Raw genomic sequence first — 19097 nt, forward strand, 5'->3', positions numbered from 1 at the left:
GAGGAGTCGCCTTCCCGGTGTTCTTTTTCTTTGACAGAGGACCCTGCAAAAATGGTGCGGGAACTGTCGGATCGGTTCCTTTCACTTCTGCTACGCTATGGATGAGGAAAGGGGGATGGACATGGATTCGCTGGCAAACATGAATCGGGCCATGCGCTATATCGAAGAAAATCTTGCGGGAGAGATCGAGGGGAACGTGCTCGCGAGGCTCGCTCAGTGCTCCGAGCATCATTTTAACCGGATGTTTTCCTTTTTAGCCGGCATCACGCTCGGGGAGTATGTCCGCCGCAGACGGTTGACACTGGCGGCATTCGATCTGCAGCATACCGGCCTGCGGGTGATTGACATCGCCGTCAAATACGGCTACAACTCGGCCGACTCGTTTGCCCGGGCCTTTCAACAGCTGCACAATGTGACGCCGGCAATGGCAAGAACAAGCGGCCGTCCGCTCAAAGCGTATCCGCCCATGACCTTTCAGCTCGCCATCAAAGGAGGCAGTGAAATGAACTATCGGATTGTTGAAAAAGACGCATTTCGGATCGTCGGGATCAAAAAAAGAGTCCCGATCATCTTCAACGGGGTGAACTCGGACATCGCCGCCATGTGGCAATCGCTCGACGAGGCCGCGATCGCGCAGCTGAAGCAGCTGTCCGACATCGAGCCGTCGGGCCTGATCAGCGCCTCGACGAACTTTGCGGAGGGCCGAATGGAAGAAAAGGGTGAACTCGACCACTATATCGGGGCGGCTACAACCAAAGCGTGTCCGGAGCATCTGGCACAGCTTGAGGTTGCGTCCGGCACATGGGCGGTATTTGAGTCGGTCGGGCCGTTTCCCGAAACGCTGCAAAACGTGTGGGGGCGCATCTACGCCGAATGGTTCCCTTCGTCAGGCTATGAGGCGGCACAAGGACCGGAGCTATTGTGGAATGAGGGAAAAGACGTAACCTCGCCCGTGTTCAAAAGCGAGATTTGGATTCCGGTTGTGAAACAGAAAGCGGAATGATTTGAACCCGTGCTTTACGGCGCGGCCAGCCTGGATTTGGTATCGAGTTTGTCGGTCGGCATATCTTGCCAGCCCCAAAACGTGTACAATCAAATCAAATGAAAACAAAGCGGAACGTACGTCATGTGAGAGGAGGATCGCTAATGAAACTGTCAATGATTGTCGCATTCGACAAGAACCGTGTAATCGGCAAGGACAACGATATTCCCTGGAAGCTGCCGCGCGACCAGGTGTATTTTCGGGAGGTCACCATGGGGCACCCGATTATCATGGGCAGAAAAAACCATGAGTCGATCGGCAGGCCTCTGCCAGGCAGGCGAAATATCGTTTTGACCCGGGACAAAAGCTATGAAGCTACCGGCTGCGAAATCGTGCATACCGCGCAGGAAGCGCTGGCTCTGGTGGGGGGCGAGCAGGAGGCTTTCGTGATCGGCGGGGAAGAGATTTACCGCTTGTTTTTGCCGCTTGCCGACAAGCTCTACATCACGACGATCGATCATGAGTTCGAGGGCGATACGCACTTTCCTGCGTATGATCCGGAAGCGTGGAAAGAGGTTTCAGCGGTAGAGGGGGTCACCGACGAGGAGAATCCGTATGCTTATGTGTTCCGTGTCTATGAGCGTGTGGAAAAATGAGAGGGGATGTCCGCTGTGGCAGGCAGGCTTGATCAAGCATGTGCGGGAAGACATGAACAAATCGCTCGCTCGTATCGTCAAAAGCATCGAGCCGCTTGATGATGAGCTGGTTTGGGCGAGGGCGAAACCGAAAGCGGGGCAAATCGTCATCCTCTTCAAACTGAGGAAAGATACGGATGAACACATTTCCGGCCAGTATCATTGACTAAAAAGAAAGCAGTCCGTGACGACATCGAATCGTCGCAGACTGCTTTTGTTGTTTTCGCCGTTTGTGTGTTGTGCAGACCGATGTGGCGTGTTTGATCGACCTGTATAAGTCAACCAGCGTAAGCCAAAAGCATGGCGTAGCCAGGTTTTCTAATCAGTATTAATAAGTGCTCGCGCTTATAAATTCTGGAGCGGAAGACGGAGTACCTCAGCGTTACTTCTAGCATAAGCATCGGTAAAAACTTCCTTTGACCGAAGAGCCAGCTTCTTGAAAGGACTTCTGAAAGAAGTTTTTGTTAGTGACTGGGACTTGCTGTTCGAACGAAAATGGTTAATGATAGAAATTGGAAAAAATCGGAGCGTGAAGGAGGGCGGCCAATATGCCGGCGATTCGTCTGGCAACAGTAGAGGACATAAGTGATTTGGTTCGCATGCGATGGGATTTTTCGCAGGAAGAAAATCCGCAACATTCAGTCGATTATGAGGAGTTTTACCCGGTTTGTTCGGCGTTTTTGCGAAAAGCGCTGGAACAACCAATCCGATTCAATGGGGGAAGAAATCGATGGGGCTATTTGAAATCGAAACAACGTTAAAAGAAAACATTCCAGCCAACTTGATGCGAGGAATCGAAGCAGTAGGCGGCAAAATGACCATCACCAATGAACGGATTATCTTTACGCCGCACGTCCTCAATATTCAAACAAAGCCGCTGGAGATCGGCATTCATGAAATTACGGCGGTTGAGAAGCGGAACTCCCTGTTCATCGTTCCGAACGGCATCAAAATCGTAGTGAAGCATGGACAGGCATATAAATTCGTAGTTTGGAAGCGGGAGGAATTGATCGGGTTGATTCGTGGCGCGATCGGCATTGCTCATCGATAACATTCCCAAAGCCTCTGCACAAAACAGTAAGAAACAGGCAAACACGGCTATCCGCGTCTGCCTTTTTTCGTTTCACCGCTATTTCGTCGCGCTTCCTCTAAGCGGCACCTCTTTCAAGAAAAACGTCAGCAGGAAAGCAAAGAACACAACCAGCGCCCCGGTCAAAAAGACGCCGGAAAGCGAGTAGCTGAGCGATTCGCGCAAGATCGCGATCAACTCGGAAAACATGCCCCGCAGCTCAGGCGGCAGCGAGCTGCGCAGCTGCTCCAGCTTGGCGGCGTCAAGCAGCACCTGCGGATTTTGCAGCTGGCTCATGTATTTGTCCAGCTCGGGGTTGACGCCCATCAAGCGGACCTGCGCCGTTTGCATGACTTGGGACGTCCGCAAGTCGCCCAGCCCGGCAAACAGCTCCATCGCCTTCGAGGACATCCGGTGGGCCATCACGGTACCCATCACCGACACGCCGACGGTACCGCCGAGCGAGCGGAAAAACTGCGTGGATGCGGTGGCGACGCCCAGCAAGCTTTGTTTGACCGCATTTTGGACGGTGAGCGAAAACACCGGCGTTCCCAGCCCCAGCCCGACGCCTGTGAGAATATTGTTCCAGACGATGTGCGCAGTCGTTGTTTCCGGTGTCATGCGCGACATCAGCCAGATGCCGGCGACGGTCAAAAACAATCCGGTCAAGGCGAGCCATTTGTACGAGCCGGTGCGGGTGATGAGCTGGCCGCTCACCATGCTGCCGATAACCAGCGACAGCGTCAGCGGAATCATGATGAAGCTGGAGTGGGTTGCGGTCTGGCCCAGTACCCCTTGCACGAAAAACGGCATGTACATGATCGCGCCGAACATCCCGACGCTCATGGTGAAGGCAGACATGTTGGAGATGGTGAAGACGCTGCTTTTGAACAGCTGCAAAGGGATGACGGGATTTTCCGCCCGGTTTTCGACGAACAGAAACAAAAGCAGCGCGATCAGCGCGATGGCGATCATGCCGAGGATCGGCGGTGAGCTCCACGCATACTGGGAACCGCCCCAGCTGAGCACGAGCAGAAGCGGCACGACGGTCACGGTCAGCAGGAGCGAGCCCCAATAATCGACGTGCTCGGATTCGCTGTGCGGCACCGAAGGAAACATCATCCAGATCATCACGAATGCCACGATGCCGAGCGGCAGGAAAATCCAGAAGATCCAATGCCAGTCGAGCCTGTCCACGATATAGCCGCCCATGACCGGACCGAGCACGCTCGAAAAGCCGAAGATCGCGCTCATGTAGCCTGTCCAGCGCCCTCGTTCGCGAGGCGCGAAAAGGTCGCCGACCGCTGAAAAGGCGGCAGACATGATGAGACCGCTCCCGATTCCCTGAATGCCCCGGTACAAAATCAGCTGAATGATGGTGGTCGAGGTGCCCGACAGGAAGGCCCCGATCAGGAAAATCCCTACGCCGAAAAGCAGAAAGGGCTTGCGGCCGTACAAGTCAGAGAGGCGTCCCGCCAGAATGGTCGTCACGCTGGAGGTCAGCATGTAAATCGTGAACACCCAGCTGTAGAACTCCATCCCGCCCAACTTGGCGATGATGCGCGGCAGCGCCGTTCCGACGATCGTCTGGTTGATGGAGGCAAACAGCATGGCGGCCATCACCGCGATCATAATCGTTACTTTTCGTTTGGTTGAAAGGTGCTCCATTCCGTATCCCCCAGGTCCCCGCAAGCGGGTTTCGTCAGTTTTTCCTGTTTCCTAGCCTTTCCCATCCGGCCTATTCCATGCGATTTTTGCGCATCTGTCAGGGGATGGAGGAGCGAAATTCAGGGATTTCCTGCCCGAGGTTCAGGGAGTTCCCCTACATACGCAACTGCCTGGCCCGCATTACAATGAAACTGTAAATTTGCTGCCTGGTTACGACACACGTAACCTAAGTCGTCATTGAAGCAAAAAGGAGGGGATCGGGATGGGAAGACCAGGAGCGCCGAAGCGCAATGAGAACGAAACGGACTCTCTCAAAGGAACGCTGGTGTCGGTTCTTTTATTGGGAGCTTTTATCGTGGTAACCTGGCTGGCGGTTTTTTATCTCTTCCTGGAGAGGTCATAGCGCGAAAGGTTTGGCAGGTAGAGTGCGATTGGAGGGTTAGGAATGCATTTGCATCGTTTTGAAAAGATTTGGCTGCTGTTTGGCGGCGGTGTCCTTATTCTGTTCATTGTTTTGCTGGGTATCAACGCGTATCACTCCGGAATGATGCCACCGAGTGATCTGAATACGATTGATCCAACCAAGGTGGATCAGACACCACCTTTTGATAAACCGGGTTTGGTGAAAGTGGGCGACAACGAGTACGACCTGAACATGACCTCGTTTGCCTTCGGCTATGCTCCGTCTAATGTGGAAATACCGGCGGGCGCCAAGATTAACTTTCACGTGACCAGCAAGGATGTTGTGCACGGATTCGAGATTCCGGGAACGGCGGTCAACACGATGATTTTGCCGGGGCATATCAGTACGGTGACACACACCTTTGACAAACCGGGCGAGTACCTGATCCTTTGCAACGAGTATTGCGGGATCGCGCATGAAAAGATGGGTACGCAGATTATCGTGAAGTAGTGAAAGGATGTGACATACCATGATGAATCAGTTCTTCCCCGGCTTGCAGCAAGAAGGGCGTTTGGACCCGGCTACGGCCCGCGTCAGCCTGTACCATATTCTGGTGGCGTTCATCGCCTTTGGAATCGCTGCTCTGGCTGGTGTGATACAAGGGCTGGTGCGCGCCGGCATGCTGACGCTGCCCAGCGGCATCAACTATTACCAAATCCTGACGGCGCATGGCGTGCTGATGGGGTTGGTGTTCACCACGTATTTCATCGTCGGATTCCTGCTTTCCGGCGTGGCGAAAACGACAGGCGGCTTGACTGCGCTTGAACGGAAGCTGGCCTGGATTTGCTGGATTTTGATGACGATCGGGACCGTAATGGGAACGATCACCATTTTGCAAAACAATGCGACGGTTCTCTACACCTTTTATGCACCGTTGAAAGCATCGCCGTTCTTCTATATCGCGGCTGCGTTGATCGTGGTCGGCTCCTGGTTTGGCGGCTATGCGATGTTTGCCGCGTATGCAAGATGGCGCAAAGCGCACAAAGGACAGCGCTCTCCGCTGCTCGCATTCATGGCGGTCACTACGATGGCGCTTTGGCAAGTCGCGACGCTTGGCGTAGCGGCAGAAGTTCTGTTCCAACTGATTCCGTGGTCGCTCGGCTGGGTGCCGACGATCGACGTTGTTCTGAGCCGCACGCTGTTCTGGTATTTCGGCCATCCGCTGGTGTACTTCTGGCTGATGCCTGCTTATGTCGTTTGGTACGTGTGCATTCCGAAAATCATTGGAGGCAAGGTGTTCAGCGATACGCTGGCACGTCTCTCCTTTATCTTGTTCCTGCTGTTCTCCACGCCGGTCGGGTTCCACCATCAACTGATGGAGCCAGGGATTTCGGCACATTGGAAATTTATCCACGTCATCTTGACGTTGACGGTTGCGTTGCCGTCGATGATGACCGCGTTCTCGATGTTTGCCGTGTTTGAGCGCCGCGGCCGCGAACTGGGCGGCAAAGCGCTGTTCGGGTGGTTTACCAAGCTGCCGTGGAAAGATGTCCGTTTTGTGGCTCCGTTTATCGGGATGGCTGCCTTCATCCCTGGCGGTGCGGGCGGGATCATCAATGCAAGTAACCAGCTCAATGCCGTCGTGCATAACACCATCTGGGTAACCGGTCACTTCCACTTGACCGTTGCGACCACCGTTGCGCTTACGTTTTTCGGGGTGAGCTACTGGCTGATTCCGCAGCTGACCGGACGCGTGCTGACACCGAGAGTCAATCGCATCGGTATGTTCCAAACCGGATTGTGGACGGTGGGGATGATTCTGATGTCCGGCGCGATGCACTACGTCGGTCTGCTAGGCGCGCCTCGCCGCACGGCATTCGCCGAGTACGGCACGAGCCAAGTGCCACTGGAATGGCTGTCGTATAACAAAATCGCCGCAGTCGGTGGCTACCTGCTGTTCTTTGCGGCAGTCCTGATGATCGGCATCGTGATCAATCTGGTATTCTTTGCGCCAAAAGGCGAAACTGCATATCCGATCGCCGAAACGGCTGATCCGAAAGAGGTTGCGCCTGCGATTCTGGAGCGCTGGAGCGTCTGGTTGACGCTGACCGTCCTCTTGCTCGTGCTCGCTTACGGGTATCCGATTTATGAGCTGCTGGTGAATGCACCTCCAGGTTCGCCTCCGATTCGTACGTGGTAAAACCAGGGGCGGTATCGGGTTGGATGTTTGACATACGCTAGCGCGGGAGAAAAGAGAGGAGATTTCCTCTCTTTTCTGGCGTATCAGGTTCGTTGCAGGGGAGGGGAAAGCATGGAGAACGGTGCATGGTCTATCAGCGGAATGCTCAGCTGGCTGCGGGATGAAACAAATGCGGATTTTGCCGCAATCGCTTTGATGGAAGAGCATGAACAGCGAATGCGCTGGCAATATGCGTCAGGCAATCGGAATGAGCGCTACAAAAAAATCATCTTCAGTCGCAAGGGCATGATCGGCAACGTCCTGCGCTCCGGTCGCCTGATGATGATCCCGTCGTTTTTTCCGAAAAGCGGCGATGATCCGAGCGAATACGCGATACTCCTGGCGGAAGGGCTGAAGTCAGCCGTGGCGGTGCCTGTCATGCGCGAGGAGTCGATTTGCGGCGTGCTGTTGGTCGGGTGCCGCCAAATCCGGGTTTTCACAGAAGAGTTATCCAAAATTGTGAGCGCTGCAGAGTGGCTGGGTGACACGCTTCGTTCATAATCCTGTTGCCGGCAACGCTGTTTTCCTTCCTTAGGATCGGTTATCATAGAAGGAACAGTGTGTAGAGGAGGGAACGGGCTGATGACATGGTTGGAGAACATTGATGCGGACAAGGAGACTTCCTTGCTTCTCCGGTCGATTTTCCAGCATCTCACCGATGCGATTCTGGTGTTGGATCAAGATGGATTCGTGATCACGGCCAATCCCGCAGCCGAACAGCTAACAGAATGGAGCAGCCAAGAAATGGCGGGCAAAATTCACTTTTGCCAGATTTGCAGGGGAGTTGCGACGTGCACGGCCGAAGCGACCTGCATGGATTGCTTTACGAAAAAAATGATGGCGCCGTCGTTTGAAATGAAGGTGTTGACCAAATCAGGAAAAGAATTTCCCGTTGCAGCAAGCTCGACGCAGCTGCCGCACCGCTCATCCACGGCGTTGGTAGTCGTGCTGCGCGATATGTCGGAACAGCAGAAAGCGGAGCGCGAGCGCAATCTGCTCCTGATGACCAACTATGTGATTCAGGCCCAGGAGGAAGAGCGGAAACGCATTTCGCGTGAACTCCACGATGGCGTGGGGCAGGCGCTGTACAGCATTCTCGTCGGATTGAACGTAATCAACCAAGTCAAGATGGATGAGCAGATGTCGAACCATCTCGCGACCGTGCAGCAAATGACGGCGCGGGCGCTGGAGGAAGTGAAAAGCCTCGCGGTCGAGCTGCGGCCGTCTGCACTGGATGACCTTGGCCTCGTTCCGGCGATCCGTTCGTACATGAAGCGGTTCGAGCAAATTTTCGGCATCGAGGTAGAGCTGGACAGCAAAGGAACGCGCCGCCGCTATGCGCCGGTGGTGGAGACGACGCTGTATCGGATCTGTCAGGAAGCGATGACCAATGCGGCCAAATATGCCGATACCGACAAGCTGACGGTATCCATCCACGATTCTGGCGACAAGATCGCGATGTGCGTCGCCGACCAAGGCAAAGGATTCCGCCTCGATCAGGTGGAGGCTTCCGGCACAGGCCTCGGACTTTATGGCATGCAGGAGCGGGCCAGCCTCTTGGGCGGTCAGCTTACAATCACATCCGAGCTGGAAAAAGGAACCATGATACTGGTCAGCATTCCGCTGGATGAGAAAGGAGAGCCCATACATGTCGATCCGCGTACTAATCGCTGATGACCACGCCGTGGTTCGCTCCGGCCTCTCCATGCTGATCAACGCGCAGCCGGACATGGAAGTCGTCGAGTCGGCGGCAGACGGCAGGGAGGCGTTCGACAAGACACTCGCCATCAAGCCGGATATCGTCGTGATGGACATCAGCATGCCGCCCGGGGAAAGCGGGCTGTCCGCTACCGCCCGCATCAAGGAAGCCGCGCCGGATGTCCACATCCTGATCCTCACGATGCATGATGACGAGGAGTATTTGTTCCGTGTGCTGCAAGCCGGGGCTTCCGGCTATATTTTGAAAAGCGCTCCTGATTTCGACCTGATCACCGCGATCCGCCAGGTGCACAGCGGAGCCGCTTACCTGTATCCGTCGGCAACCAAATCATTGATCCAGGAATTTTTGCAGCGCGTGCAAAACGGGGAAGACCAGGGCAAATTCGATGTGCTGACCGATCGGGAGCGGGAAATCCTGTCGCTGATCGCGCGGGGCTATTCCAACAAAGAAATCGCCGAGCAACTGATCCTGTCGGTGAAAACGATCGAAACGCACAAAACGAAGATCATGGAGAAGCTGCATCTCAAAACGCGGCCCGAGCTGGTTCGCTATGCAGCCAAAAAAGGTCTGCTGGAGTTTGAATGATTCGCACTTATACTTGTATCTAGCAGAAAACGGCACCATACCTGTCGAAGGGAGGATGCCGTTTTTTCTTTTTGCGCAGGGACAACAAAGTTATCGCTGGAAAAATTCCACCCATTCGCCTTCTGGCCCATAGATGAAAAAGTAGCGGAAGCCATTGGGCAGCATCACGATCTCGGGATCGACGAACTGTGCCCCCAACTGTTTGACCCGCTCGTATTCTTCCTCCAGATTGTCCACATGGATGGCAAAGTGGTGCACCTTGCCTTCAGCCGGCAGGTGATCGTTGTAGCCGTGGATGATCTCCAGCTCCGTCTCGTCGGAATTGTGGAATCCGAGGAATGCCAGGCGAATGACGCCATTCGTGTGCGTCAGCGTGCCTTTCAGCTCGAAGCCGACGATCTTTTGGTAAAATTCAATCGCTTTCTCAAAATCTTTGACTGCCAGCCCTACGTGGTCAAGCCGTTTTTTCGCCATGCTGCGTTCACCAGCCCTTTTCATGATTTCTTCCATTTTCCGGCCGATTAATCCGACTTGTCAAGTGAGGATTACCGAACTGCAAGAAATAGTGCTCAATCGGGCTTTGACTTCCATATACATAAAGTAAGCGAGTGGGAAAGCGAGGGGGAAGACATGAGAATCGACGAGCAGAAGGCGCTGGAATATGCCATTGATGAAATTACAGAGATCGCGAAAGGATTCGGCCTTGATTTTTATCCGATGCGCTATGAGATTTGTCCCTCAGACATCATTTATACGTTTGGTGCCTACGGGATGCCGACGCGGTTTTCGCACTGGAGCTTCGGCAAAAGCTTTTACCGGATGCGGCTGCAATATGAGCTGGGCCTGAGCAAAATCTATGAGCTGGTCATCAACTCCGACCCGTGCTACGCCTTTTTGCTGGACGGCAACAGCCTGATCCAAAACAAGCTGATCGTCGCGCACGTGCTCGGGCACTGTGACTTTTTCAAAAACAACATCCGCTTCTCCAATACGAAACGGGACATGGTGGAGAGCATGGCGGCCAGCTCGGAACGCATCCGCCAGTATGAAATCGCCCACGGCAAGGAAGCGGTGGAAAACCTGCTGGATGCGTGCCTGGCGATTCAGGAGCACATCGATCCGAGCCTGATGCGCCCGAAGCTGAGCTGGAAAAAGGCAGCGGATGAGCAGGGCGATTCCACCCAAGGGGCGGCGAGGAAGCTGGGGCCGTACGACGATTTGTGGAAATTGGATAAAACGGCTAACACCGAGGAGCCCAAGCAGCAGGTCCGTAAATTCCCGCCGCAGCCGGAGAAGGACATCATGCTGTTCATTCAGCAGTTCAGCCCGCAGCTTGAAGAGTGGCAGCGCGACATCATGACGATCCTGCGCGAGGAAATGCTGTATTTTTGGCCGCAGATCGAGACCAAGATCATGAACGAAGGCTGGGCGTCCTACTGGCACAGCCGCATCCTGCGCGAGATGGATTTGACAGAGGATGAAACGATCGATTTCGCCAAGCTGCACGCGTCCGTCATCCAGCCGTCTCCGACCAGCATCAATCCGTACCATTTGGGGCTGAAAATTTTTGAGGACATCGAACGCCGCTATGATAATCCGACCAAGGAAGAGCAGGAGCGCTTTGGCCGCAAGCCGGGGAAAGGGCGCGAGAAAATTTTTGAGGTACGGGAGATCGAATCCGATATTTCGTTTATCCGCAACTATTTGACCAAAGATTTGGTCAATGATCTCGACATGTACATGTTCGGCAAGCAGGGGAACGACTGGGTTGTGACGGAAAAAGCGTGGGAACAGGTGCGGGACGGCTTGGCCAACACGCGGGTGAACGGCGGCTTCCCTTACATGACGGTCATGGACGGCGATTATTTGCGCACCGGCGAGCTGTATATCAAGCATTGGTACGACGGCATGGAGCTGGACGTGAAATACATCGAAAAGACGCTTCCGTACGTGCAGCAGCTGTGGGGCAAGTCGGTCCATCTGGAAACGATGATCGAGGATCGGGCGGTGCTGTTTACGTTTGACGGAAAGAAAGTGCACCGGCGGTTTTTATAAACGGAATGAGAAAAGGCGGAGGCTGCATGAGCGCAGCTCTCCGCCTTTACGCTTTCTGTGCAAACAGCTGCTCGGCCAAAGAGATGATGAAGTCCTGCTGGACGATTTTTTCGACCATGCGCGGAGGCAAGCCGGACAAGCCGTAATAGGCACCGGCCAGCTGACCGTAAACCGCTCCCGTCGTATCGGCGTCATCGCCCAGGTTGACGGCGAGCAGAACGCCTTCTTCGAACGACTGGGCGTGGTAAAATGCCCACAGCGCCGCTTCGAGGGAATCGACGACATAGCCGCTGCCTTTGATGTGGCTGGCGCTTTTTTGCTTGTAGGACCCTTTGGCAATGGCGGCAATGTTCGGGGCAAGCGGCTCTGTCGTCCAGCCGTCATGCAAAGGCGAATAGAGGCTCGACAGCAAGTCCTCTTTCTCTGCGCCCCGTACGGCTCCGGCAATCAAGCCGCCGAGATAGCGGCAAGCATCGACGGCTTCAGTCGCAGCGTGGGTGGTGGCGGAGCTTTTGCCGCTCATCTGGATCGCTGCGGACGGATCATCCGCGTAAAACAGCGGGACGGGGGCAAGCCGCATGATGGAGCCGTTCCCTGCCGCCATCGGGTTCGCGGAGCCGCTGTAAGGATCGCCGGTTCGCTCGAAGCGCAGCAAGGCTTCCCGCGTTGCATTGCCGATGTCAAAGCAATAGCCTTTACTGCTATGATACCCTTCGCGATACCATCTGACATAGCGGGTCATCTGGTCGCGGGCGTCGAAGCCGTTGCATGCGAGCAGGCTTTCGGCCAGACACAGCGCCATCGATGTATCATCGGTCCATTCACCCGGCGCAAGCTCATGCACCCCGCCGCCGACGATGTCGGTAACAGGCGGGAACGTACCGGGGGTGCAAAACTCCACCGTTCCACCGAGGGCATCCCCGATCGCAAGGCCCAACAAGCTTCCTGTGTATTGTTCAAGGCGATTCATGGCACTCGTTCCTTTCGTCAAATGGCTTTACGAGTAATTCCAGTACATCATTTTCAGCAGGGCCGGCACCAGGATGATTTGCTGGTAAAGCCGCTCATCGGGACGGTTTTGCCAAGTGAAGCGAATCAAATCATTGCTTGAGGAAAAATATTCCTGATTTCTCGCGGGCATGCTCCGTTTGCAAAATTCCAGCAAAGGTGCTCCATCCGCCGTGCGTACAGTGAAGGTCGAGGACAGGAATTCACTTTTTGCCACAGCAAGCGTGGAGCCATCCGCCCCTTCGACAACCAGTTCGAATTTTTTCAGGCTCATGCGATAGCGTGCGAGCTTCTCGCCGCTGGGCAAAAAGACATCCACGGGCGAATTGAGCCCAAAGCGCTGCGAAAGCTTCAATCGCACATGGCCGTCGCTGTCCGTCACGAAAAAGGACCGGTTCAAAAAAGGGCCGATGTCCACGAGAAAGTCGAGCGTCTTGTTGAGAAGTCTTCTCTCCTCGGCAAAGGTCAGCAGCGGCACGCCATCCACGGTATAGTACAGGTAGCACAGATCGATGCCGGCAGCTTTTTTCAGCATCAGTTCTTGACCGTCACTGAAGAAAGCAGCCTTTTCCTCCCGAGCGCTCACGTCTTCTTTCCATTTCGCTTTTTGGTTGAATCGCCATGCCACGACGAACAAAATAAGCGAAAGCAGCATGAGTTCTCCAGCCGAAAGAAAAGCGCGTGTCGGATCGGCATGATTTTTCCACAATTCATAACCGCCTGCTCCGATGCCGAGCAATAGGACAAAGGCCGCCACCCATCCTGTGACTTTGGCATTTCTCTTTTGCAGCTCGTACCAATTCATTGCAAAGCTCCTTCTTGCAGAACAAAGTGTAATCACAGTAAACATCGGGTAGAAAAAAATGGTTCCTTTCCACATATACGAGTGAAAAAGACAATGGTTTCGGATCAGAAAAAGGCCGAATTCCCCGCGAAGCAAGGAACTCGGCTGTGCAGCAAAACGATGGAAGCGGCGTTACACCCGTTCGAGCGGTTTGTGCGGCAAGGGGGGCAGCTCGACGCGGATGGAATCACCGGGGCGAATGTCGCCGCCGGCCAGGACGATTCCCATGATTCCGGCTTTGCGGGTGAGGGTGCCATCTTCATTGCGACTCAAGACTTCAGCCAAAAGGCCCGGCTGAAAGTTATCGATCTGCGGGCAAGGATTGCGCAGGCCGGTGATTTCCACGACAGCTTCATCGCCCACATACAGCCGCGCACCGGTCGGCAGCCCGAGCAGATCGATACCACGGGTCGTCACATTTTCCCCCAATTGGCCTGCAAAGACGTGAAAGCCGGCTGCCTGCAATCCATCCAGCAGCTCGGCATGGATCAGATGGACCTGCCGCAAATTCGGCTGCGTCGGGTCCTGTGCTACCCGCGAGCGATGCTTGACCGTTGCGCCGGCATGCGCATCGCCTTCGACCCCAAGCCCCGCCACAAGCCGGATGCTTTCCTGATTCTGCTTGCTGAACGTATGCGTTCCGCTCACGCTAACGGCCACAACCGTTCCTGTTGTTCCTTCCATGTTTCCACCGCCCGTTTTTCAAGATAGCTTTACCTTACCCAGAGGCTGGAAAGGTGTCAATGCTTCCGTTGTCGACGGATTGATCGCAAGCAGGCCGGAGTAATGGCACCGTATTGTATGAAAGAATTGAAACTTCAAGCAAAATTAGGTATGCTGTCCTGGCGAATAATGAGCCCGCGCTCAAACTGTATGCCAGCATCGGTTTTGCCGAATCGTACCGCTATTGGTATCGGGCCAAAGAGTAGCCGAAATCAGGGGAGGAAAGCATGGAACAGGATACGTTTTTGCATCGGATCAAGGCGCTCATCCAGGCGCATGAAGAAGGGGCGCTCGGCGGCGAGGTCATGCCTGAGGATGTGCTGTGCGGCTTGGTCCCCCAAGACGAGCTGCCTGATGTTTTGACGTTGGGCATGTCATTGAACTATCAAAGAAACGCCTATGCGCTGTGGCAGTCGATCGCGGATACGTATTGCGACGAAGGCGCGCGCTGGGTGTTCGTTCCGAAAGAAGCTGCAAAAGCCGGGCGGGATGTGCTGCGCGAAGCGCTGCTCCGCCATCGGGTCGCGCTGCAGCCGAACCGTCACCCGGACATATGGCAGCGTGTGGCGCAAGGAATCGCGCGTTCATCCGCGCGCGGGAACGTGGTGGGGCTGATTGAATCTGCTGACAGCGACATTGCCCGGTTAAAAACCGTCATGCAACAAGAACGAAAGCGTGACTTTCCATATTTGTCGGGGCCGAAAATTTTCAACTATTGGCTTTATGTGCTGGAGACGTACGCCGGCGTTCGCTGGAAGTCGCGGGAGTTGATCACGGTCGCGCCCGATACGCATATTTTAAAGGCGACCGTCCAGCTGGGGCTGTGTTCCCCGGACATTTTGCGCGGCGCTGCGGAGGACAGGCAGGCGGCTGCGGATGCGTGGGAGCGGGCGCTCGCAGGCAGCGGATGGGCGCCGATTGACATCCATACCCCGCTGTGGCTATGGAGCCGGGCCGGATTTCCGGCTTTGGGAGAAAGGTCGGCCCACCATTTATTCCGGGATGCCCGTCTGGAAACGGAGCGGCTGATCATCCGCCCGTACAAGCCCGAAGATGCCCGGGAGCTGTGGGCTGCTGTTTCCAGCCCTGATTTTTATGCGTTTATTCCAGGGGAGTGTACCCCTACGCTGGAAGAAATCGAAAACGTAATCAAATGGTCGGTGTCATGCTGCGAGAGAAATACGAAGGAAAAAATCGTAAAGTTCAACCTGGCGATCATCGAGAAAGAAACGAAGCAGGTCATCGGGTATTGCGGCCTGGGCCCCTATGATGTGGACCCTGCCCAAACCGAACTGTACTACGGGATTGCGGAGAGCCGCTCAGGTCAGGGGATCGCGACGGAAGCAGCCCGTGCCTTGGTGAATTTCGGCTTCGAAGTGCTAGAATTGGAGGAAATCGTCACGACCGTCCATCCCGAGAACCGTGCCTCGGTACGGATTTTGGAAAAGGTTGGATTTCGGTACGTTGATAAGCTGTGCAACCTTCCCAAAGAGCTGATGGAGTTTGACGGATATGATTACTATGTTGGCAGGAGAGCGGATCGTTGATCTTCAATTCTTCTGCAGCGAGAGAAAAGGAGGCGAGAACATGCCGACGATTGAAACCGACCTGTTCATTCAGGCACCGCCGGAAATCTGTTTTGACTGTTCGCGCAGCATCGAGCTGCATATGGAATCGACGGCGCAAACGCGGGAGCGGGCGATCGCAGGACGCACGTCCGGCTTGATCGAGCTTGGCGAAACCGTCACCTGGGAAGCGGTCCATTTCGGGATCAAGCAGCGATTGACGGCAAAAATCACGGAGTTCGACCGACCGGCGCGATTCGTGGATGAGATGGTCCAAGGGGCTTTCCAAAGCTTTCATCACACCCACGAATTCACGGCCACTGCAGATGGCACCTGGATGAAGGACACGTTTCGCTACACGTCACCGCTCGGCTGGCTGGGCAAGCTGGCGGACTGGCTGTTTTTGGAGGCATATATGAAAAATTTCCTCGTTCAGCGCAATCACGTAATCAAGCAAGCCGCCGAAAAAGCGTGGGAGAGCCAGCGGGATTGTTAGCCGTTCGATGGGGACTGCGTGTGCTGCCGGGGAGTCAATCCATTTTTCGGTTCAGCAAAAAGTAAAACACGAGCAAGATCGGTGTAGCCATAAGAAGCAATAAAATAAGACCGGGAATCCCAATGCTGGACATAAGACGAAACCCTCCTCAAGTATGTAAATAGTCGGTGCGTGAGTCATAACCCAGGCTGCATAAAACAGGAGACATAGTTTTTGACGAAAAAATTTACAAAAAGTTACAATTGATAGTGTGCGAAATGTGCAGCGGACAAAATAAAAAGCGAACCGCCAGCTTTTGGATGAAATCAAGAGCGGCCAGTATTCCGGACGTGATACAATCCGATATAAAGTAGGGTGGATGCTACAGCTAGATTCGGGGTGCCAACCAATGATACTGCGTACCAAACTTCACATACCGCAAACGCGTCAGAATGGCCTGATTGATCGGGCAGCGATCTTTGCGCTGCTGAATCAAGGGCGAGCAAGCAAGCTAACCGTCGTAACGGCTTCAGGGGGATACGGCAAAACAACCGCCCTGAGTCAATGGCTGCAGCAGAGCGATGTGCACGCCGCATGGGTATCCCTGGATTCCTATGATAACGATCTCACCTTGTTTTGGAGCTATGCGATCGCTGCTGTCAACAGCAGAATTCCCTCTTTTGCCGAAGCGGTCAGCCCGTTTTTATCCTACCTTCAATCCGGCGCGGTTGAGTTTTTTCTTACCGCCATGATCAACGAGCTGAATGCGCATGAGGAGGAATTGGTGATCATTTTTGACGATTACCATTCGATTGAACTGCCTCTCATTCACGCTTCGGTGGCTCATTTCCTCGCGTATTTGCCTGCTCATATTCACCTTTATATCACGAGTCGTTTCGAAATGCCCTTTCCTACGGCGAGACTGCAGGCTACCAACCAGATGGTGCGAATCACGGCTGCGGAGCTGAGGTTCCAGCTTGATGAAGGGGTTCGCTACTTTCAGGATTCCATGGAGTTGCCATTATCCGGGGAAGAAATCGAGAATCTGGTCAGCCGCACGGAGGGCTGGATCAGCGGGATGCACCTTGCAGCCATCTCGCTGAAAAAAAGCGGCGATTATCCTGCATTCATTCGCGACTTCAGCGGGGAACACCGCAGCATATCCGATTATTTGTTTCAGGAAGCATTTCGGCTTCAGCCTGAGGACATTCAGTCCTTTTTATTGAAAACGTCCATTCTCAACAGGATGAACGGCTCCTTGTGCGAAAGGGTTACCGGTCAGGCACATGGCCAGGCGCTGCTGGAGACGCTGGACCAGAAAAATTTGTTTATCGTCCCCTTGGATGAAGAGCGACAGTGGTTCCGGTATCATCATTTGTTTTCCGATTTTTTACGGAGACGCTTTCGGCAGAAGCATGCGGCAGAGTCGAAGCGCGTGCATGTCATGGCAGCCAATTGGTTGGAGGAGCACGGGTTTTTGGAAGAAGCGATGGAGCAGTTGCTGATGGATGGGCACCATCATGAAGCGAGTGCTTTCCTCGAAAAGCAGCTGCAAAATCTCCATGTGAAAAGAGGCGTGCTTCATCGCTGGTTGCGCGCGCTGCCAGAGCCCTGTTTTGCCGGCAAGCCGGGGATTCAATTCCTTTATGTAAAAGTGATGGTGGAAGCGGGTGAACTGGAGGCTGCTGAATCAAGGCTTCGCCTCATGAGGGACAAGCTGCTGGAGCCGGAGTGGGAGCCTTATGCAGGAACGATTCTGTACTTGTCCGCGGTTGTTTCTTTTTACCGGAAGGACTTTGGGCGAACGAATGATTATTTGGAAAAGTTCGATCGGTTGTTGCCGGAGGGCAGCTACATTCAGATGATCGAAGCGAATTCGTATTCGATCACGTTTGCTTCGCTATTAAGCTTTTTTGATGATTTGCATGAGGCCGAACGTTTCTTTTCCCGATGGATCAAGACATGGGAGGAGCGGGAGAATTACCCGTATAACGGATTTTTTTACAATTCGTACAGTTCGCTGCTGTATGAATGGAACCGGTTGGAAGAGGCAGCCGTGTATACGGAAAGGGTACTGCGGGAACCGTGCATGCAGCCCTATTCCCTTCTCATTGTGATTGCCACTACGTTTGCTGCGCAAATTTATCAGGCCCAGGGAAATTTGACAAAAGCAGTTGAGCTGCTGGAAGGGGTCAAATCCAGGATTCATTCAGCAGATCGTAACATTTTCATGAGAAAGATCGAGGCGGAAAAAGCGTATTTGTCACTGTTAGACGGTTCCTTTGACGAGAGCTGGCTGCAAACATGCGGCATCAAGCATACCGATACAATTCCGCTGGGCTTTGAAAAGGAGTATCTCGTCCTGGCCAGGGCGCTGATGGCGTGCGGGAAGATGGAGGAAGCCCTGCAGCTACTTGCCAGGTTGTATCGACTCGTCGATGAGAATGATCGACTTTGGGAGAAAATCAAGGTGTCCATTCTGCAAAGCATGGCTCTTTTTATAAAGGGAGATACGGCAGAGGCGGAGTTGAAGCTGGAAGCCGCACTCCAATGGGCAAAACCGGGGAGATACATTCGCAGCTTCATGGATGAGGGGCCCAAGATGGCCGAGCTGCTGCGCGAATTTCTCCGGAAAAGACAGCATCGCGCAAGCCACAAGACTGCCGGCACAACTTTGGCCTACGCCAGCGAATTGTTGCACATGATGAAGGAGCATATGGGGGAACCGGTCATTCAGGCATCGTTGCTCACCAGGCAGGAACGAAAAATCTTGCAGATGATTGACATGGGCTTGACGAATAAACAGATCGCAAGGCAGCTCCATATCACTTCGGAAACGGTTAAGAGCCATCTGAAAAGCGTGTACAGAAAACTCGATGTGAACAACAGATTGCAAGCGTTGAGGAAAGGAAGAGAATTGAATTTACTGTAGGGCATGTTGAACATTGCCTCTTGTTTCTCCCCCGATCGGGGGATTTTTTTATGACCAGAATCACTTTAGAATAGTGCGAGAGTAAGAGAATCCGAAAATACGAGTTCCTTGGTTGCAAAAGCGATGGAGGAGAA

General features: G+C 54.0%; 20 protein-coding genes. 15 read left to right on the forward strand and 5 right to left on the reverse strand.

Annotated features, from left to right (window positions below; all coding sequences use genetic code 11):
- Positions 1 to 121: 121 nt before the first annotated feature.
- The 5 genes from ACTID9_RS05705 to ACTID9_RS05725 all read left to right on the forward strand — a co-directional run bounded on the left by ACTID9_RS05705 (position 122) and on the right by ACTID9_RS05725 (position 2728).
- On the forward strand, positions 122 to 1003 hold the full coding sequence (locus tag ACTID9_RS05705; protein WP_441070280.1) for an AraC family transcriptional regulator: 882 nt from the start codon (positions 122 to 124) through the stop codon (positions 1001 to 1003).
- A 143-nt stretch (positions 1004 to 1146) separates the two neighbouring features.
- Positions 1147 to 1638: a dihydrofolate reductase gene (locus ACTID9_RS05710; protein WP_441070281.1), complete on the forward strand. Its 492-nt coding sequence runs from the start codon at positions 1147 to 1149 to the stop codon at positions 1636 to 1638.
- A complete protein-coding gene (locus ACTID9_RS05715) occupies positions 1619 to 1843 on the forward strand; it encodes a hypothetical protein (RefSeq protein WP_441070282.1) in 225 nt (74 codons plus the stop codon). The genes ACTID9_RS05710 and ACTID9_RS05715 overlap by 20 nt, the downstream gene beginning before the upstream one ends.
- 382 nt (positions 1844 to 2225) lie before the next feature.
- A complete protein-coding gene (locus ACTID9_RS05720; RefSeq protein WP_441070283.1) occupies positions 2226 to 2438 on the forward strand; it encodes a hypothetical protein in 213 nt (70 codons plus the stop codon).
- On the forward strand, positions 2408 to 2728 hold the full coding sequence (locus ACTID9_RS05725; RefSeq protein WP_441070284.1) for a GRAM domain-containing protein: 321 nt from the start codon (positions 2408 to 2410) through the stop codon (positions 2726 to 2728). Before ACTID9_RS05720 ends, ACTID9_RS05725 begins: the two co-directional genes overlap by 31 nt.
- A gap of 78 nt (positions 2729 to 2806) precedes the next feature.
- On the opposite strand, the gene ACTID9_RS05730 is transcribed toward ACTID9_RS05725, so the two are convergent.
- Positions 2807 to 4414 carry an MDR family MFS transporter gene (locus tag ACTID9_RS05730; protein ID WP_441070285.1) on the reverse strand — a complete coding sequence of 536 codons (1608 nt, stop codon included), beginning with the start codon at positions 4412 to 4414 and terminating at the stop codon, positions 2807 to 2809.
- A gap of 262 nt (positions 4415 to 4676) precedes the next feature.
- On the opposite strand from ACTID9_RS05730, the gene ACTID9_RS05735 reads away from it, so the two are divergent.
- From ACTID9_RS05735 to ACTID9_RS05760, 6 genes are all read left to right on the forward strand, one after another.
- Entirely contained in the window at positions 4677 to 4817 is a 141-nt protein-coding gene (locus ACTID9_RS05735) for a cytochrome c oxidase subunit 2A (RefSeq protein WP_122918073.1), read from the forward strand.
- Positions 4818 to 4859: 42 nt separating this feature from the next.
- Complete coding sequence (locus ACTID9_RS05740) at positions 4860 to 5327, forward strand: cytochrome c oxidase subunit II (RefSeq protein ID WP_441070286.1); 468 nt, start codon at positions 4860 to 4862, stop codon at positions 5325 to 5327.
- 19 nt (positions 5328 to 5346) lie between these two features.
- Positions 5347 to 7017 carry a b(o/a)3-type cytochrome-c oxidase subunit 1 gene (locus ACTID9_RS05745; RefSeq protein WP_441070287.1) on the forward strand — a complete coding sequence of 557 codons (1671 nt, stop codon included), beginning with the start codon at positions 5347 to 5349 and terminating at the stop codon, positions 7015 to 7017.
- 111 nt (positions 7018 to 7128) lie between these two features.
- On the forward strand, positions 7129 to 7557 hold the full coding sequence (locus ACTID9_RS05750) for a GAF domain-containing protein (RefSeq protein ID WP_441070288.1): 429 nt from the start codon (positions 7129 to 7131) through the stop codon (positions 7555 to 7557).
- An 81-nt stretch (positions 7558 to 7638) separates the two neighbouring features.
- Positions 7639 to 8730: an ATP-binding protein gene (locus ACTID9_RS05755; protein ID WP_441070289.1), complete on the forward strand. Its 1092-nt coding sequence runs from the start codon at positions 7639 to 7641 to the stop codon at positions 8728 to 8730.
- Positions 8705 to 9361 (forward strand): response regulator, encoded by a 657-nt coding sequence (locus ACTID9_RS05760; RefSeq protein WP_441070290.1) that lies wholly within the window; start codon positions 8705 to 8707, stop codon positions 9359 to 9361. Before ACTID9_RS05755 ends, ACTID9_RS05760 begins: the two co-directional genes overlap by 26 nt.
- 90 nt (positions 9362 to 9451) lie before the next feature.
- Here ACTID9_RS05760 and ACTID9_RS05765 read toward each other — a convergent pair whose 3' ends face one another.
- Positions 9452 to 9835 carry a VOC family protein gene (locus ACTID9_RS05765; protein WP_441072431.1) on the reverse strand — a complete coding sequence of 128 codons (384 nt, stop codon included), beginning with the start codon at positions 9833 to 9835 and terminating at the stop codon, positions 9452 to 9454.
- 156 nt (positions 9836 to 9991) lie between these two features.
- On the opposite strand from ACTID9_RS05765, the gene ACTID9_RS05770 reads away from it, so the two are divergent.
- A complete protein-coding gene (locus ACTID9_RS05770) occupies positions 9992 to 11416 on the forward strand; it encodes a SpoVR family protein (protein ID WP_441070291.1) in 1425 nt (474 codons plus the stop codon).
- A gap of 46 nt (positions 11417 to 11462) precedes the next feature.
- Here the strand turns inward: ACTID9_RS05770 and ACTID9_RS05775 are convergent, their stop codons facing one another.
- The 3 genes from ACTID9_RS05775 to ACTID9_RS05785 form a co-directional block, all read right to left on the reverse strand.
- On the reverse strand, positions 11463 to 12386 hold the full coding sequence (locus ACTID9_RS05775; protein WP_441070292.1) for an ADP-ribosylglycohydrolase family protein: 924 nt from the start codon (positions 12384 to 12386) through the stop codon (positions 11463 to 11465).
- Positions 12387 to 12413: 27 nt separating this feature from the next.
- Entirely contained in the window at positions 12414 to 13229 is an 816-nt protein-coding gene (locus tag ACTID9_RS05780; protein WP_441070293.1) for a hypothetical protein, read from the reverse strand.
- 171 nt (positions 13230 to 13400) lie between these two features.
- Complete coding sequence (locus ACTID9_RS05785) at positions 13401 to 13952, reverse strand: MOSC domain-containing protein (RefSeq protein ID WP_441070294.1); 552 nt, start codon at positions 13950 to 13952, stop codon at positions 13401 to 13403.
- Between the two features lie 266 nt (positions 13953 to 14218).
- Between ACTID9_RS05785 and ACTID9_RS05790 the strand changes: the two genes are divergently transcribed.
- The 3 genes from ACTID9_RS05790 (at position 14219) to ACTID9_RS05800 (ending at position 18963) form a co-directional block, all read left to right on the forward strand.
- A complete protein-coding gene (locus ACTID9_RS05790) occupies positions 14219 to 15538 on the forward strand; it encodes a GNAT family N-acetyltransferase (RefSeq protein WP_441070295.1) in 1320 nt (439 codons plus the stop codon).
- Positions 15539 to 15578: 40 nt separating this feature from the next.
- Entirely contained in the window at positions 15579 to 16052 is a 474-nt protein-coding gene (locus ACTID9_RS05795; protein ID WP_441070296.1) for an SRPBCC family protein, read from the forward strand.
- Positions 16053 to 16440: 388 nt separating this feature from the next.
- Positions 16441 to 18963, forward strand: a complete 2523-nt coding sequence (locus tag ACTID9_RS05800) for a LuxR C-terminal-related transcriptional regulator (RefSeq protein ID WP_441070297.1) — start codon at positions 16441 to 16443, stop codon at positions 18961 to 18963.
- The last annotated feature ends 134 nt before the right edge of the window (positions 18964 to 19097 follow it).

The organism is Brevibacillus fluminis (assembly GCF_052072235.1).
Taxonomy (GTDB): Bacteria; Bacillota; Bacilli; order Brevibacillales; family Brevibacillaceae; genus Brevibacillus_D; species Brevibacillus_D fluminis_A.